The organism is Pedobacter sp., from assembly GCF_045628745.1.
Classification (GTDB): Bacteria; Bacteroidota; Bacteroidia; order Sphingobacteriales; family Sphingobacteriaceae; genus Pedobacter.
This window is the reverse complement of the sequence record NZ_JAZQPU010000038.1, coordinates 1-15,451: the sequence shown is the minus strand read 5'-3', so window position 1 is coordinate 15,451 and position 15,451 is coordinate 1. Positions and strand designations below refer to the sequence as shown.

General features: G+C 40.1%; 15 protein-coding genes. 4 read left to right on the top strand and 11 right to left on the bottom strand.

Features of this window, described 5'->3' with window-relative positions:
* Positions 1 to 949 (top strand): dipeptide epimerase (locus ACR2F7_RS01575; protein ID WP_432711855.1); only part of this gene is annotated, 949 nt, incomplete at its 5' end.
* Here the strand turns inward: ACR2F7_RS01575 and ACR2F7_RS01570 are convergent.
* Together ACR2F7_RS01570 and ACR2F7_RS01565 are read right to left on the bottom strand one after the other, a co-directional pair.
* Entirely contained in the window at positions 924 to 1,124 is a 201-nt protein-coding gene (locus tag ACR2F7_RS01570; protein WP_432711854.1) for a DUF6358 family protein, read from the bottom strand. The two genes, ACR2F7_RS01575 and ACR2F7_RS01570, sit on opposite strands and share 26 nt — an antisense overlap.
* Before the next feature lies 1 nt (position 1,125).
* Positions 1,126 to 1,443: a rhodanese-like domain-containing protein gene (locus tag ACR2F7_RS01565; RefSeq protein WP_432711853.1), complete on the bottom strand. Its 318-nt coding sequence runs from the start codon at positions 1,441 to 1,443 to the stop codon at positions 1,126 to 1,128.
* A 154-nt stretch (positions 1,444 to 1,597) separates the two neighbouring features.
* Here ACR2F7_RS01565 and ACR2F7_RS01560 point away from each other — a divergent pair, with 154 nt between their 5' ends.
* Positions 1,598 to 2,719, top strand: coding sequence for a DUF4407 domain-containing protein (locus ACR2F7_RS01560; RefSeq protein WP_432711852.1), 1,122 nt, complete (start codon positions 1,598 to 1,600; stop codon positions 2,717 to 2,719).
* 66 nt (positions 2,720 to 2,785) lie between these two features.
* Positions 2,786 to 4,102, top strand: coding sequence for a M20/M25/M40 family metallo-hydrolase (locus ACR2F7_RS01555; RefSeq protein WP_432711851.1), 1,317 nt, complete (start codon positions 2,786 to 2,788; stop codon positions 4,100 to 4,102).
* Here ACR2F7_RS01555 and ACR2F7_RS01550 read toward each other — a convergent pair whose 3' ends face one another.
* Genes ACR2F7_RS01550 through ACR2F7_RS01535 form a run of 4 tightly spaced genes read right to left on the bottom strand, consistent with a single transcriptional unit; the run spans position 4,103 to position 6,568 of the window.
* On the bottom strand, positions 4,103 to 4,600 hold the full coding sequence (locus ACR2F7_RS01550) for a GNAT family N-acetyltransferase (protein WP_432711850.1): 498 nt from the start codon (positions 4,598 to 4,600) through the stop codon (positions 4,103 to 4,105).
* Positions 4,597 to 5,163, bottom strand: a complete 567-nt coding sequence (locus ACR2F7_RS01545) for a thiamine pyrophosphokinase (protein WP_432711849.1) — start codon at positions 5,161 to 5,163, stop codon at positions 4,597 to 4,599. The genes ACR2F7_RS01550 and ACR2F7_RS01545 overlap by 4 nt, the downstream gene beginning before the upstream one ends.
* 23 nt (positions 5,164 to 5,186) lie before the next feature.
* Positions 5,187 to 6,122: an SPFH domain-containing protein gene (locus tag ACR2F7_RS01540; protein ID WP_432711848.1), complete on the bottom strand. Its 936-nt coding sequence runs from the start codon at positions 6,120 to 6,122 to the stop codon at positions 5,187 to 5,189.
* A complete protein-coding gene (locus ACR2F7_RS01535; protein ID WP_432711847.1) occupies positions 6,119 to 6,568 on the bottom strand; it encodes an NfeD family protein in 450 nt (149 codons plus the stop codon). The genes ACR2F7_RS01540 and ACR2F7_RS01535 overlap by 4 nt, the downstream gene beginning before the upstream one ends.
* Positions 6,569 to 6,695: 127 nt before the next feature.
* On the opposite strand from ACR2F7_RS01535, the gene ACR2F7_RS01530 reads away from it, so the two are divergent.
* Positions 6,696 to 7,220: an OmpA family protein gene (locus tag ACR2F7_RS01530; RefSeq protein WP_432711846.1), complete on the top strand. Its 525-nt coding sequence runs from the start codon at positions 6,696 to 6,698 to the stop codon at positions 7,218 to 7,220.
* Positions 7,221 to 7,268: 48 nt separating this feature from the next.
* Here ACR2F7_RS01530 and ACR2F7_RS01525 read toward each other — a convergent pair whose 3' ends face one another.
* The 5 genes from ACR2F7_RS01525 to ACR2F7_RS01505 all read right to left on the bottom strand — a co-directional run bounded on the left by ACR2F7_RS01525 (position 7,269) and on the right by ACR2F7_RS01505 (position 15,128).
* Complete coding sequence (locus ACR2F7_RS01525) at positions 7,269 to 8,300, bottom strand: GntR family transcriptional regulator (protein WP_432711845.1); 1,032 nt, start codon at positions 8,298 to 8,300, stop codon at positions 7,269 to 7,271.
* A 96-nt stretch (positions 8,301 to 8,396) separates the two neighbouring features.
* Entirely contained in the window at positions 8,397 to 11,180 is a 2,784-nt protein-coding gene (locus ACR2F7_RS01520; RefSeq protein ID WP_432711844.1) for a glycosyl hydrolase, read from the bottom strand.
* A gap of 16 nt (positions 11,181 to 11,196) precedes the next feature.
* Entirely contained in the window at positions 11,197 to 11,505 is a 309-nt protein-coding gene (rhaM, locus tag ACR2F7_RS01515; RefSeq protein ID WP_432711843.1) for an L-rhamnose mutarotase, read from the bottom strand.
* A gap of 29 nt (positions 11,506 to 11,534) precedes the next feature.
* On the bottom strand, positions 11,535 to 13,988 hold the full coding sequence (locus ACR2F7_RS01510) for a glycoside hydrolase family 31 protein (RefSeq protein WP_432711842.1): 2,454 nt from the start codon (positions 13,986 to 13,988) through the stop codon (positions 11,535 to 11,537).
* A gap of 6 nt (positions 13,989 to 13,994) precedes the next feature.
* The gene (locus tag ACR2F7_RS01505; RefSeq protein WP_432711841.1) at positions 13,995 to 15,128 is read right to left on the bottom strand and encodes a glycoside hydrolase family 88/105 protein; all 1,134 of its coding nucleotides are present in this window, start codon (positions 15,126 to 15,128) and stop codon (positions 13,995 to 13,997) included.
* Positions 15,129 to 15,451 lie beyond the last annotated feature (323 nt).

Here is a 15,451-nt window from a genome sequence, read left to right as displayed (position 1 = left end):
TCTTTTGAAACTGCGCTATGAAAATTTTGAAGGTTATGGAGAAGCCTCTATGGTGCCTTACATGGGGGAGAGCTATGAAACTGCAACTGCTTTTCTGCAACAGATAGACTGGAAACGCTTTAAATTTCCATTCGACTTCCAAGAGGTATTGAATTACCTCGACAGCATTGCACCAGGACACCCGGCAGTGAAAGCTGCGATAGATATTGCACTCAACGACCTTAACGGAAAGATTCAGCATAAAACATGTGCTGAAATTTATGGTGCTGATCCCTTGAAAATGCCCATTACTTCTTATACCATTGGCATTGATACACCAGAAGTAATCAGAGAAAAAGTTGCTGATGCCAAAGGATTTAAAGTGCTTAAAATTAAATTGGGTAGAGATAACGACAAGGAACTGATCAATACCATAAGGAGTTTGACGGACCTGCCCCTATATGTTGATGCCAACCAGGGCTGGAATGACCGCAAAAAAGCGATAGAAACTATATACTGGCTGCACGACCAGGGCGTAGTTTTAATAGAACAACCCATGGACAAGGCCGACTTAGATGGCAATGCATGGTTAACTGGCAGGAGCCCGATTCCTATTCTTGCAGATGAAGCTGTACAGCGATTGGCAGATATGGATAAGCTAAAGGGTGCTTACCATGGCATCAACATTAAGCTGATGAAAAGTGCCGGCATGTATGAAGCTCACCAGATGATTTTAAAAGCCAGAAGTTTTGGCATGAAGATCTTGATTGGCTGTATGAGCGAAACTTCCTGTGCAACAATGGCCGCAGCAGCCTTAGCACCCCTTTGTGACTGGGCGGATTTAGATGGGCCATGGCTTACGAAGAACAATCCTTTTGCTAATCCAGTACTGAAAGATGGTAAACTTGTTTTAAACAACCTACCAGGCCTGGGCCTGGAAGGTATTAATGCTGATTTGCTTTGTCTTTAAGCGACTGGCGGAAATCCCGTGTTAGCTTAACTTTCAAGTAAAGGAAAAGTAAGATGGTAACTACAAATAGGCCCAAAGCCCAGTAATTGTGTTGTTCATAACCCCATTTAAGGCCTAAAAAAGAGGCTATAATACCCAGGGTATAGAATACGTTTAACGCAATTTGTTTTTTCATTTTAGTATACAGGCATATTAGGATCAAAAGCTTCTTGCCAGGCTAAAATTCCACCTTTTAAGTTATACAAGTTGGTAAGGCCAAACATTTGCTCTAACTGCATTACTGCAGCAGCACTTCTTTTACCACTTCTGCATTGCATGATAACTGGTTTATCTCTGGAAACTTTATCAGCCTCAATCAATAAGCCTCCCAATGGAATATTTTCACCTTGAAGGTTAGAAGTTTCATATTCAAAAGTCTCTCTTACATCGATCAATTGAAAATCTTCTTTGTTATCTATTTTCTGTTTAAGTTCTTGTACGGTAACTTCTTTCATTATTTTAATTTTTATCAAATATACTGAATTAAAATAAATGATGTATAACGGCTAAAAAATGTAGTGATAACCAATTTATTTTAAGTCCTTTACAGTAACAATTACCACTCTCGAGAGTTTAATAAAAAGGCTTTATAAATTTTAAACACTTGTTATGAATTCTTTATCCAAATTTTTCTGGTTTTGCGCTGGGGTGCATATAGATACGCTTAAAAAATACCCTACAGAGCATAATAAATATATTGGCATCGGCGCAACGATTTTCTTCACAGGCCTGTTTGCTGCTTTATCTGGTGGTTATGCCATGTACTTTGTCTTTAAAGGCGATCCCTCAGCAATTATATTTGCCATCTTCTTTGGCCTCTTATGGGGACTGGCTATTTTTAACATGGACCGTTACATTGTAGCCAGTATTGATAAAAATGCATCCACCTGGAAACAAATTGGGCAGGCAACACCAAGGATTCTGTTAGCCATAATGATCGGTATCGTCATTTCCCGTCCACTTGAACTAAAGATCTTTGATAAAGAAATTAAAGAACGATTGAAAGTAAGTTACATCAACAGTCAACGCAGTCGCATTGATACCCTCAACAATTCCTTCCTAAAGAAATATACAATCGAGCTCAACAAGCTGCAGGAAGCGAAAACACAGAGAGATTCCTTATCTAACGGTATCAAAGAAGATCGACAGAAACTTAACTTCGAAATTTTTGGCAATAAAACCACTGAAACTTCGGGCATTATGGGTTATGGACCTTATGCAAAAAGAAAGGAAACAGAGCTACTGCAAAGAACGCAGGATCTGGACACGCTATCGGCAGACATCAGGCGCATGGAAAGCTTTATTGCCAACCGCAAAGAATTTGATGGCCTCTTGTCTGAAAGACTCTACACGGGCAAACAATTAGACAGCCTGACCAGTGTGGCAGGCTTTGCCGATCGCAATTGGGCATTAGGCCAATTGAGTTTTAACCCCGATGGCACACGTGATGTCAACACTTCACTTGCGGTCACTTTTATAGGCATGCTATTTATCTTTTTTGAATGTCTGCCCGTCTTTGTCAAATTAATGAGTACAAGAGGGCCCTATGATCGTTCTGTGGAGAACATAGAAACTACACAGGTCTACCATTCTGAAAAGGATAAGGATTATGAAATGACTGTGGTTGATGGTATTCAGGATACGCGTGTAACAACAGAAATAGAGAAACGTAAAGAAATTATAAAGGGTAAAGCAGAACGCGATTTAGAGAAATTCGACTGGGACAGCTAGTTATTTTTATCTTTACTCTTCGGCTTATTATTTTCCGATTTTACAATGCAAACAATTTAAAAACAAATGATGTCAAAAAAACTATTTTCTGCTCTTATCTTCTTATTGATGGTTGCACAGGTATCTGCGCAAGACATTGATAAAATTATCACCAAAGATTATGTGGATGGTCTGATTAAAACACTAAGCAGCGATGCCATGCAAGGCAGAGCAACCTTTACACCGGGTATTGACCGTGCAGCGACCTTTATTGAAGGTGAATTTAAAAAAATAGGCTTAAAACCTTTAACTGGCTTAAATAGCTATAGACAGACCTTTTACAAATACCAGGTAAAACCTGTGAATGCGGCTGTTACCTTAAACGGCAAAAGCATTGCTGCAGAAAACATTTTAGCAGTAGGTAATGTAGCCGCTGATTTAAATTTTGATAACCAAACCGCAGGTGTGGTAAAGTTGGATACAGGCAAACCCTTCATTCCTCAGTACCGCGCCATTCTGAGTAGCAATAAGCAACAAATTGTACTGCTGGATGCAAAATTCGCCAAATACTTTAGTCAATTAAAGGAACGCGTTAAGAATGGTAGTTATGTTGATGAAAAAGACCTTAAATCTGCTGAGGCCATGACAACCGTCTTTATTTTAACACCTGAAACTGGTGCCACCACTTTTAAGGTATCTCTAAAGAACACCATTCAAAAAGCACCTTTATTCAATGTAGCAGGTGTAATTCCTGGGAAATCAAAATCCAAAGAAATAGTGATCTTTTCTGGGCATTATGATCACCTGGGTATTATAGAAGCTCAAGGGCAAGACAGCATTGCCAATGGGGCTGATGATGATGCTTCGGGCACTACGGCAATGATTGCCTTAGCTAAGTATTACAAAAAATTAAACAATAATGAACGTACGCTGATTTTTGTAGCCTTTACGGCAGAAGAAATTGGTGGTTATGGCGCCCGTTATTTCTCTGAACAACTGAATCCTGAAGATGTTATTGCCATGTTTAACATTGAAATGATTGGAAAGGAAAGTAAGTTTGGAAAAAACACGGCCTTCATTACTGGTTATGACAAGTCTGATTTCGGAAAAATCCTGCAGAAAAACCTGCAAGGCAGTCCTTTCACCTTTCATGAAGATCCTTACCCACAGCAAAACCTATTTTATAGAAGTGACAATGCTACTTTAGCTTCCTTAGGGGTGCCTGCACATACCATCAGCACCGATCAGATTGATACTGATAAACTGTACCACAGTGTAGGCGATGAATACAGCACACTGGATACGGAGAACATTTTAATGACCATCAAAGCGATTGCTAAAAGTGCCATCAGCATTGTTAAAGGAGTAGATACGCCGAGCCGTATTCCTAAACTAGCGCAGTAATCAGGAAATGGCTTTCGCCATTACATAATCATTCATAAAGAAACCGTTGCCAATTTCAATGTCAACGGTTTCTTTGATGACAAAGCCCGCCTTCTCATAAAATTCCTTGGCATTATTAGCTCGGTTGACATTCAATTCCAGGGTTTTTCCACCAGCATCACGCACTTTATTCAGCACTTCATTAATGAGGTACTTACCAAGTCCCTGGCCATGCATGGCTGGCAGCACATATAATTTATGCAGCTTGTAAACCTGCTGCTCTGGAATCTCCAGGGAATAAGAGGCAAATCCAACATCTTTGCCATTCATTGCTGCAATGAGAAATATATCTCCCTTCATCAGCTGTCCTAGCAATGCACTTTTACTATACATTTTGTCTAACATGTAAGCTACCTGCTTAGGGCCCAGTAGCGGCACATAAGTAGGCTCCCAGGTAACAGCTGCTATGTGCTGTATAACCGGTAGATCTTGTTCTTTAGCCTTTCTAAGTAAGATCATAATTTTTCACTGATGAGCAGGTATGCATTGTTAAAAATGAATTCTACAAATCCATCATTGATCACTTCAAACTCTTCACCTTCAATCTGCCTTAAATTACTAGTCTCAAAGTAAGCATTGACCTCTATATAATAAATACTTCCTTGAGGACGCCACACTTTAAAACCCGAAGTAATGGCATATGTTTTCCTGGTGGCCGTAAATAAAACCAGATCAATCAAAGGAATGTAATAACTAAGATCAGCAAGTTTACTTTCTGTGCCAATGATGTTTACTGCAGGATACTTTTCTGCAATAAGGTAATTTAAAACGGTATTATAGTCATCTCCTGGCCCTACTATGGTTTTAGTGTTCTCCTGAAAGATAGCTGGATTTTCTACCGGGTTGAGCACAATGTCAACTTTGAGGCCCATACTAATGATTTTCTCATACTCCGTAGCATTGACAATTAAAGTAGGGCTCCACTCTAACAACTGGCCAAGGTACTCCTCGCTAAAATCACCTAATTGGTGAATATATAGTGCTGGCTCTTGTTTTTCTTTGACAATATGATGTGATGACATAGAGCGAAATTAGCAAAAATACTTTATCCTCTTGGCAGCTCCTGTTTAGTTTTATTCAATACAGAGGTAATGCTGGAAATCACACCTGCAATGTCAGAAAGATCTGCAGGAACAATCATGGTATTATTGGTTTTTGCAAGTTTACCAAATTCATTCAGGTATTGTTCTGCAATACGCAGGTTAACGGCATTCATACCACCATCTTCATTGATGGAACGGGCAATTTCCCTAATCCCAATGGCGGTAGCAACAGCTACCATCTCAATCTCTGAGGCCTTACCACTGGCTTCATTTATTTTACGTTGTTTCTCACCTTCAGAACGGGCAATCATTTCCTGCTTGTCACCTTCAGCCCTGTTAATTTTGGCTTGTTTATCTCCTTCAGATTCAGCAATTAAAGCACGCTTCTCCCTTTCGGCACGCATTTGTTTCTCCATTGCATCCCTTATACTTTGAGGAGGAGAAATATTCTTCACTTCATAACGTGACACTTTTATCCCCCATGGATCACTTGCTTTATCTACCGCACCTACAATTGTAGCATTAACGGTTTCCCTTTCTTCAAATGTTTTATCAAGCTCCATTTTTCCGATTACACTTCTCATGGTCGTCTGCGAAATCTGGATAACGGCAAACCTATAGTTATCAATCCCGTAAGAAGCCTTTTGAGGATCCATTACCTGTAGGTACAAAATACCATCCACTTCAACAGCGATGTTATCTTTCGTAATACAGATCTGTGGGGCTACATCAATAGCCTGTTCTTTCAAGTTTTGCTTATAGGCAATTTTATCAATAAAAGGAATAAGGATGTGAAATCCGGCCTCAAGGGTACGGCTATATTTTCCCAAACGCTCAACAATAAATGCGGAACGTTGTGGCACAACTTTAAAAGTAGAAAGAAAGGCTACTAAGATGAATACGGCTAATAAAAAAAGAATAATGGTTGTGGCTGTCATATATTTTTGGTTGATTTTACAATTAACAAAATGCTGTGTGTAGCAGTAATGATTACGCTTTCACCTGGCGCAATGAGGTCGTTGGAACTTGCATCCCAGGAGGTTCCTTTAAACTCTACTTTACCATTCACCCCTGATGCAATAGCAGTTTCAGCAAGGGCAATTTTACCCACGAATTCATCCTCCAGCATTTGTGGTGCTTTTTTATCAATCCCGAATTTAGTTTTGATATAATTTCTGAACAGTGCTGCAGAACCTACCGAGCTCACTAAAAAAATGGCAAGTTGCGTATTGATGGAAATGTCTGTAAAAAGACTAAGCAAGGCAACAATCCATGCCCCTATTCCAAAAAAGAAAAGGATGAATCCTGGAAGGGCAAATTCAAGCAGGAATAAAACCAGTCCAAAGCCAAACCATAGGACGGCGTTATTTAAAAAGTCTTGCATGGGCGTTAATAATTAATAATTATTCTTGTGAATATAAACAATTTAAGGATAAAAATACTTTTAATATGCATTTTCTCTTATATTCAGCGTTTGAACTACCAAGTACTATTATCTAAAATAAACATTAATGAAATCTACAAAAGCCCTAGTGTTACCTGCCCTTATGGTAGCGATGTCTTTATCCATGTATTCATGTAAGACTAAAAAAATAGCAGCCAAACCTGCTCCAGCACCAGTAGCACAACAAACACCTGCACCAACACCTCCGCCGGCTCCAGTAACGCCTCCTGCACCACAAGAACTAGCACCTGTAAAGGCTAACTATGACTTCAGCACCATATTGTTTGAGTTTAACTCAGCAGTGCTTAAAACAGCATCTTTCCAGGTTTTAGACCAGGTAGTAGCGGAAATGAAGAAAGATTCGTCTAAAAAATTCGACTTAAACGGACACTCCTCTGCAGAAGGTTCACCAGAACATAACTTGTCGTTATCTGTTGACCGGGCAAATTCAGTAAAATCATTTTTAGTAAATGCAGGTATTGACGCTGCAAACCTTGAGATTAATGGTTTTGGCGAAAAAGTGCCGGCAGCTTCAAATGATACCGAAGAAGCAAGAATGCAGAATAGAAGAGTAGAAATCAAAGTAAAATAACATTATTAGGGTTAACAGGCTACAATTAGGCGGTTAACCCTAATGTATTTATAAAGATGCTCTTAAGGTGAGGTAAAAAGGCACTTCCAACTGTTTTTTTGAATTCTCCAGGATAAGTTTTGCAGCCATATAGCCCATTTTTTTGAAATCTGTAGATATAGTCGTAATCCCGTTAAGAATAACTCTTTTTAAAGGCGTTTCATTGTAGGATATTAAGCCTACATCTTTGCCTATCTGAAGGTTTAGCAACTGAATTCTTTCAATTAAAGTAACAAGGTCATCTTCCATCAGGTTGATAAAAACTTCTCCTTTATTGATACTTTCATTATGGAGGTCATTTACCACTTTATGCTTAAAGCCATAATCTTCACAAAAGGCTGCGAAGCCCGAAGTAATTTCCAATGGGAAATAGCTGTTTTTCGGAAACACCATTTTCAGCGTGTGGTATTTAGCCAGGGGAACTAGTGCCTCTTGCAGGGCTTTGTAAATATCGGCTTCAAAATTTTCATATATGCCTGCATATTCACCCGTAATGCCGGCAATTTTTTTATCCATTAAGATCAGTTTATTCTTAGGGATCGTATTGAGTATTTCATACTCCTCTACCCCTGCCTGCTTAAAATGAGGAATAATTACATAATGGGAGTATTGCTCGCTTTTTGAAGAGAGCAAGTCTTTAAATACATTAAAGTCATTGTTATAAACATAGAAATCCATAGCCACATTAGTGCCTAAGGCTTCTACAAAAGCATCATAAATAATTTTCTTATGGTTGCTCAATTTATTAAAGATAAGGCATATATTGAGCTTTTGCTGGTATGTCTCGCTACGGATATAATAGCCCTTACCGGGGATAGAGCCCAGGATGCCCAAATTTTTAAGATGTTTATACCCTCTTTCGGCGGTATCCCTGGAAATCTCTAATTCATAACTTAACTCATTAATAGATGGCAACGTATCATGTTTCTTTAAAAACCCATCCTGAATGGCTGTTAAGACCGATTGGGTAAGCTGTAAATATTTGGGGACTGCCGAATATTCATCAACCTGGAGGTATGATAAAAATGCGTTGATCTTCATGATTAAAATATAATGAAAACCAACATACATAGTTTATCTCCAATAAAAGCATAATGCCGCTTAAAAATCTATGCAATCGTTCCCGATAGGCCTATTTTACTTAAATCCGGTAATGGTTACAGGACCAACTAATCCAGAAGGCATCGGTTCCCAGCCTGCAGCATCAAATGGTTTGTAATTGATATTGACAAAATTAATTTCATTGTAATTACGCCAGTTAATTTTCCTCTGATCAAGGTCACGGATTCTGTTAGCCATTAAATTTGCGACTTCAATTTTGATGGTGTTTTTCCCAGGAACCAGGTATTGCCCAATTCTTGTTTCATAAGGAATGCTCCATAAAATACCGGCATCTTTTCCGTTGATCCACACTTGTGCACTTTCATACACCTTCCCTAATTTCAATACATATTCCTTACTCAACTTAGCAGGCAGTACAAAAGTAGAGGTATACGTTGCTGTTCCAGAAAAAGCAAGAGCTTTAGCATCACCTGATGCTGTCCATGAGCCTAATTTTGATAGAGTCTGACTAACGGGCAATTCTGGTCCGCCGCTGGTAAAGTCTAACTTCCAACCTTTGGCCAGGGTTATTTCCTTTGCCGGCTGATTAAGGTAAACCCAGCTTTTTTCTTTTAGAGGCACATTGCTTGTTTTCAGAATCAATGACTCACCAGACTCCAGATGAACTTTAACCATTGTAGTATTCTCTCTCACAGTGCATGCTGCAAGTCCATAATCGCCACTTTGAGGATCCAAAATCAGCACCGATGGCGATACTTGATTAATGGGAATAATGGTATCAATTACTTCAGCCGTATGGTTAACCAGGTAATAATACTTTCCATCGGCCACCTTACGGCGGATAAACTTTAAACCACTCTCTACCAATTGCTCCCCTTTCAGCTTGTGATAAGCCAATGCTTTGGGAAGATCAGCAGACAATAAAATTGTTCCAGAACCTATTTTCGTTTGCTGTATACCAGTACCTACCGGCTTAAAGTCCAGCTCGGCCAATAGCTTTTTAAATTCCCGGCGCTTATTGTCAAGGTCACTTAAACCCGGCACATCTTCAGGCAATTTTTGAAAGATAACCGTAGAGCCCGACTGTGCTAATGCTAAGATTGCTTTTAAAGTCTTTAAAGGCATTAGTTTTAATTCCGGAATAATTAATGTTTGGTAAGGTGCTGCCGTTGCTGTCGTCCTTACTAAACCATCTTTAGCGCTTGAATTTTCAAGGATGCGGTCAGAGGCAAAGTCAAAAGCATAACCCGCTTGTTGTAACACAAGACTTTGTTTATAAAATTCCGTAGGGTGCAGCCAAACATCCACATCGTGGACTTTCATAGGCATATCCATGCCTTTAGCATTATTCCACTGGTCGTAAACAGGCCAGTAAATCAAGAGTTCATTATCTGCCTGGCCTGCTTGCAAGATAGACTGACAACGACTGAAATAAGCATTCATCCCTTTTAAATGTGGCCACAAGCTGTTTGCTGGAACCATATTGGTCGATGCATAAAACAACCAGCCCGGAAATGGAACATCCGGTGGTGTGTATGTGGTACCATGGTAGAAAATATGATTAATTCCAGAAAGGAAAAGTGCTTCAGCTTCAGGTTTTGCCTGTGAGAAAGAGGTTTTAAAATGCTCAGAAAGCCAGGTGAAAGTTTCGGATGACACCAGTGTTTTTCCAGTTACATGCGCAGCAGAGCTGGAGAACTTGTTCATGATAGGATCAGGATCAACATTACGGACATCGGCGCTATCTCTGCGCAGACCCGGAATAGGAAAATAGCTGGAGCCAAAAGTTTCTGTTTCCGGAATGTCTACCGCAGCATAAAGATCGATTAAGTTACCCGGAGAACCATGGCTTTGGTTTTTCGTGATGCTTTGATAATGATGCGCCCAATTGGTCCACTTTTTAGTGAAATTATCCAGCAGCATGATGCTCATGGTTTCGCGATAGTCAGATTTCAACCTTGCTAAGTTTATGCTGGTAGAATCTTTACTGGTAAAATCTTTAAGGTGCTGCGATAAGTCATATCCCTGCAGCTCTTTAAAAGCTTTCAAGAAATTAAGGGTCCAGTTGGCACCATAAACTTCATAACTATCATTAAAAAATGCCCTTACTCCCGGCGACTTGCCCTTAAATGCTTCGTCGAACCGATTCAAATAAACGTTTACTGCTGTTTGATCTAAGTGATCAAGGGTAAAGCCTGCCCCACCGGGTGCTGCTCTTTTTACAGCTTGCAATGTTTTACCAGAAAACAAAGCATAAATTTCCCAATCTGCAGATGGAGCCTTCCATTTAAGCTGTCCATTTTGGTCTATTTTATTAAAAAGACTGAGTACTGCACCATTTTTTCCATAGGCAGTTACAGCCTGTAAAACCGCACCATTTTTAAGCTGGGCCGGGTCTTTTAGGATAATGGGTTCTTTGAGCGACTGTCCTTTCTGCAATTGATATTGCTGTACAATAAATTTAGATGCCGCAAATTCCGGTGTGACCTGCGGACCACCAAATGGCCATCCTGTACCCGTATTCATGTCCACTCCCATATTTAAGGAAGCAGCCTTAGTAACGGTAAAGTTCAGCATGCTCATCCATTTGGGCGATAAAAAATCAATATAGCGCTGCTCAAAGCCTTTAGCTCCATAAATGGGCGTAATTTCCACGCCACCTATACCTGCATCATGGTAAGTTGTAAGGGCCTCAGCAAGACCTTTTTCATCTACGGCATTTCCCATCCACCACCAACGAGTCCAGGGCTGCATTTCTTTCTTCAGCACTGGCCATGGTGAAATTTTAGATTGAGGTACTTGCCCTACAGCAATATTTGCGCAAGCACAAAAAAGCAGCGCTATAAAAGTTTTCTTCATCTTTATCTTTAATACGTTAATCGAGGTGAAATACCATCGTCAGTGGACTGCTTACAGGAGATTGATCCGGATTGGTATCCATTAAATCAGCCATATGTGCCCACCAGCGTTGTACAATCTCCGTGTTTCCCAGATCCTGAGATCCTTGTCCTATATTTTGTTGCACAGCAAAAAGAACATCTGTTTCTTCATCCAGAAAGATGGAGTAGTCCCTCACCCCACTGGCCGTCAGCAAAGCTGAAAGTTCAGGCCATATTTCGTTATGTCGTTTGATATATTCTTCACGGCATCCGGGTTTTAACTTCATTTTAAAGGCTACTTTCATCGCTTTTTGATTTAAAATCTTTTGTTAATTTATTTAACGCTGATGTCAATGTTATTGCTATTATTGCCTTTTGTGGAAATCCATAACACTTTGCTTGTTTCATCAAAATACCATTCTGCTTTTTTACCATCAGGGAGGCTACTTGATTCTACAAGCTTGCTACCATTTTCTGTAATTAGCGTTGGTTTCTTACCGTTCCATTGAACCTTAGCAAGGTAGGTATGTTTTGTTGGTTTAAACTGTCCGGCAGGGCGTGCAATAGATAATTGAAAAGCTGTAGCACTGTGGTTACTGCTTATTTTTGTTAATGCAAACTGCCCTTTTTGATAAGCTAAACTTGAGCCGTCATCTTCATACAAGTTATACGACGAGTGTTGATAAGGGAAAATAGCTAAAGTGATGACGTCAACGGCTTTCTCACCGCTAAAAATCATTTCCGGCTGCATTGGAATAATACCACCACCCTTAACAAATAATGGAATGGTATCTAAAGGTGCCACCACATGTATATATTGTTCACCTTTATATTCCTTGCCGTCCCAATAGTTAAACCAGTGTCCTTTTGGAAGATAAATACTTCTGGTTACAGCACCTTTTGTGGTTACCGGGCTCACCATCAGCTGATCACCCAGCATATATTGATCGCCTATTTCATAAGTATTTTCGTCATCTTGGTTATGCAATACAAGGGCCCTCATTAAAGGTAAACCAGTGGTATGCTGTTTATACATTTCAGTGTACAAATAAGGAATCATGCGGTAACGCAGGAGGTCATACTTTTTAAAGTTGCGCAAGGCATCTTCACCATAGTTCCATGGTTCTTTATAACCGGCATGATCCATACCGAAAACCATGGCTATAGGGCTGAACATTCCAAACTGCACCCAACGGATATACAATTCAGGATCTGCCACATGTTCAAAGCCGCCCATGCAATGTGCCCATAAGCCCACGCCTGAAAGACCAATGTTGAGGCCCGCTTTAATAACAGGTGCAAAATATTGCCACTCACTTGGCCAGTCGCCAGCAAAAAGATAAGGATAACGCTGTATCCCTGCATAACCTTCACGAGTTTGGTTTAACCCGCGCATGTTATTGAGCTGCTGAAATTTTTCGAAAGGTGCTTTCGCATAGGCCAGTGGAAAAACATTATGCAGGCGCTCAGCATCTTTACCTGTTGGCCCTACTTTATCACTTTCATTGGCCAGTGCACCGAAGGCACTGCCTTCGTCAGTTTTTAGAAATTTAGCACCCAGCTTAGCAACGCGCATCACGCCATTCTGCCACCACCAGTCAACGGCCTTTTCATCAAAGAAGTTTACAAACTCTCCGGGTTTGCCGTCTTCAGGATAAGTAAATCCCTTTTCACGGGCCTGGTCAAGTAAGTTCAGCTTTTTAGCATTGTCAAAACGTGGCCTGATGTGCAAGCCTACCATTTTGTAATTCATAGCATAAATGCTGTCGAACATCGATTTAGGATCTTTAAAGGTCTCTCTCCATTCAAAGGAAGTAGCCCCTTTACCACCATTTTCACCAAATAACCTCCATGTGGAGTCTATCCAGAGTAAATCTGCAGGAATACCCATATCCCTGTATTTTTTAGCAAGCGCAATGACATAACTTGTTGAGGTTTCGCTTTCATGCCCCCAGGTACCACCGGCGTAGGTTCCAACGTGAAGACCTAAGGCAAAATTTGAAAGCATGGGCGATTTACCCGTTAATGTAGTATATTGATCCAGAATAGCCGGAAAATCAGGGCCATAAAAGAAGTAATAATCCATTTCACCATCTACTGCTTTAAAGCTATAGCGGTCTTTTTTGCTGGCACCCATATCCCATTCTGTGGCAAAAGAATTATGGAAAAACAAACCATAACCACTAGTGCTCATAAAAAAAGGAACAGGACAATAATTGGCCTCTAAAATATTGTAAGCACCAATCTGGTGAGGTAAGCCTTTACCACGACCTACGTTTAAGTTAAGCTTTTTATTTCTGCGGTCTAAAAAGTCCATTCGTTCGCCAAAGCCGAAGATATGTTCATCCTTTTGGAGCACTTTAGCACAGCTTACGGTATCACCATTTTTAGTGATGGAGCCTAGGCCACCCTGATCAGCAGACAAGAGTTTACCTGCTTTGTCGTATACATCAATGCGAAAAGGAGCTTTGGATATTTTGATATTAATTTTAGCAGTCTGCAGCAGGAAGTGATCCTTTTGATCTGCAGATGAAGCCTGCACCAATGGCCAATCGTATTTAACGACCATCAGTTTTTCATCCTGCTCAAAGTTTTCATTCCAGGTTGTTCTCACCCTGAAAAGGCCATCATTGCAAAGGTCAATTCTAACTTTCGCAGTAGTGGTCTCAAAAGAAACCTGGTTACCCTGCTTTTTAAAGCCTGCTTTATAACTCCCAATGTTTTGGGCTTCACTCAGCAAAGGCAAGCAAAAAAGGGCACACAGGAATAATAATTTCTTTTTGTACATGGCTTATTATTTCATTTTATAAACCTCAGTTCCTGCAAGCAAGAAACAACCAAGTCCGTAATCTTCAAAATCTGGTTTACTTACAAACGTTACCGGTTGTCCATCTTTAGGCTCTTTACCAGTACCCTGCACAAAACCAAGGGAGCCATCTGAAACTACTGCATCCTTCACCATTGCATTCCAGGCTTTAACCAATACAGGTTTGTAAACCTTGCTATCAATAAGGCCTTTATTTATTCCCCAGGCCATGCCATAAACAAATAATGCAGTACCTGAAGTTTCCTTACCACCATAATGATTAGGGTCATGCAGACTTACATTCCAAAAGCCATCAGGTCTTTGCAAAGGCACTAATGCTTCCAGCATATCTTTTAACATTTTGACATATTCCTCACGGTGAGGGGCATTCTCTGGCATGATATCCAATACCCTTACTAAAGCAGCAACCACCCAGCCATTTCCACGTGACCAATAGCAATCTTCGCCATTAGGCTCTTTATAAGGAGGTACAAAATCTTTATCTCTCCACCAAAGGCGGTCTTGAGCATTGTATAGACCACCGCCCTGCACATCTTTAGAGTGCATGTACATTTTATACATGTATTCATAATATGCATTATCATTGTAGATAACCCCTAAGCGGGCAAATACAGGCATTGCCATTTGCAAAGCATCAATCCAGGTCCAGTCATCAACCTTACCAGATTTCATCATTAAATCCATAGAGGCTTTAATGTCTTTGATTCTTGTTTCATCCTTATTGATCAGGTAAAGGTCAATATAAGTTTGTCCACAAGCCTGGTTATCGGCATCCCTGGTTTCCACACCACCACGCAAACCCCAGTTATGTTTTACACCCCATTCTTCAGCATATTTATAATAAGCAAGCTTAGGATTGATTTTGTATAAATCCATTAAGCCTTCATAATAAACCGCTCGGGTCCATAAATTGCTTGACCGTGTTTTGTTAGTGGTAATAGCAAGGCCCGGATCAGGCCATTTCTTCATAAAGTAGGCATTAGTTTTCTCCATGACAGCCATCACAGACTTTTTTGATGGTGTTTTCTGCGCCTTAATTGCGGTTACACAAGTGAGTAATGCAAGAAAAACAATACCCTTTAATTTGATTTGGTTGTTCATAATTGTGTGTTCGTGGCAGCTCCTGAGGATATTAATTACACAAGAGCTGCGATAATATAAATGGTTTCAACCACGATTATATGATTAAACCACGTAAATGGCAACCTGTAGTGTCCTGCAAGCCCAAAATAAAGGCCTTTAAACAATACTGAAGGCTACTTTTCCAGAAGGTAACCTTTTAGTGGACATTTCTTCAAATTCCTTAATCCTTCTACAACAGAGGCAGCATTGATCTTTGCACCTTCTTCATTGGTATGGGTATGGTCTGAAGGAAAATAGTTTTTTACCACGTCAGGACCAGCTTTATCATACTTGTCTGAGGT

Excerpts from the sequence above, each read along its gene's own strand:
- ACR2F7_RS01550 (WP_432711850.1), bottom strand. The coding sequence starts at position 4,600 with ATGATCTTACTTAGAAAGGCTAAAGAACAAGATCTACCGGTTATACAG.
- ACR2F7_RS01525 (WP_432711845.1), bottom strand. The coding sequence starts at position 8,300 with ATGAAGATCAACGCATTTTTATCATACCTCCAGGTTGATGAATATTCG.
- ACR2F7_RS01505 (WP_432711841.1), bottom strand. The coding sequence starts at position 15,128 with ATGAACAACCAAATCAAATTAAAGGGTATTGTTTTTCTTGCATTACTC.
- ACR2F7_RS01535 (WP_432711847.1), bottom strand. The coding sequence starts at position 6,568 with ATGCAAGACTTTTTAAATAACGCCGTCCTATGGTTTGGCTTTGGACTG.
- ACR2F7_RS01565 (WP_432711853.1), bottom strand. The coding sequence starts at position 1,443 with ATGAAAGAAGTTACCGTACAAGAACTTAAACAGAAAATAGATAACAAA.
- ACR2F7_RS01540 (WP_432711848.1), bottom strand. The coding sequence starts at position 6,122 with ATGACAGCCACAACCATTATTCTTTTTTTATTAGCCGTATTCATCTTA.
- ACR2F7_RS01555 (WP_432711851.1), top strand. The coding sequence starts at position 2,786 with ATGATGTCAAAAAAACTATTTTCTGCTCTTATCTTCTTATTGATGGTT.
- ACR2F7_RS01520 (WP_432711844.1), bottom strand. The coding sequence starts at position 11,180 with ATGAAGAAAACTTTTATAGCGCTGCTTTTTTGTGCTTGCGCAAATATT.
- ACR2F7_RS01570 (WP_432711854.1), bottom strand. The coding sequence starts at position 1,124 with ATGAAAAAACAAATTGCGTTAAACGTATTCTATACCCTGGGTATTATA.
- ACR2F7_RS01560 (WP_432711852.1), top strand. The coding sequence starts at position 1,598 with ATGAATTCTTTATCCAAATTTTTCTGGTTTTGCGCTGGGGTGCATATA.
- ACR2F7_RS01510 (WP_432711842.1), bottom strand. The coding sequence starts at position 13,988 with ATGTACAAAAAGAAATTATTATTCCTGTGTGCCCTTTTTTGCTTGCCT.
- rhaM (WP_432711843.1), bottom strand. The coding sequence starts at position 11,505 with ATGAAAGTAGCCTTTAAAATGAAGTTAAAACCCGGATGCCGTGAAGAA.
- ACR2F7_RS01530 (WP_432711846.1), top strand. The coding sequence starts at position 6,696 with ATGAAATCTACAAAAGCCCTAGTGTTACCTGCCCTTATGGTAGCGATG.
- ACR2F7_RS01545 (WP_432711849.1), bottom strand. The coding sequence starts at position 5,163 with ATGTCATCACATCATATTGTCAAAGAAAAACAAGAGCCAGCACTATAT.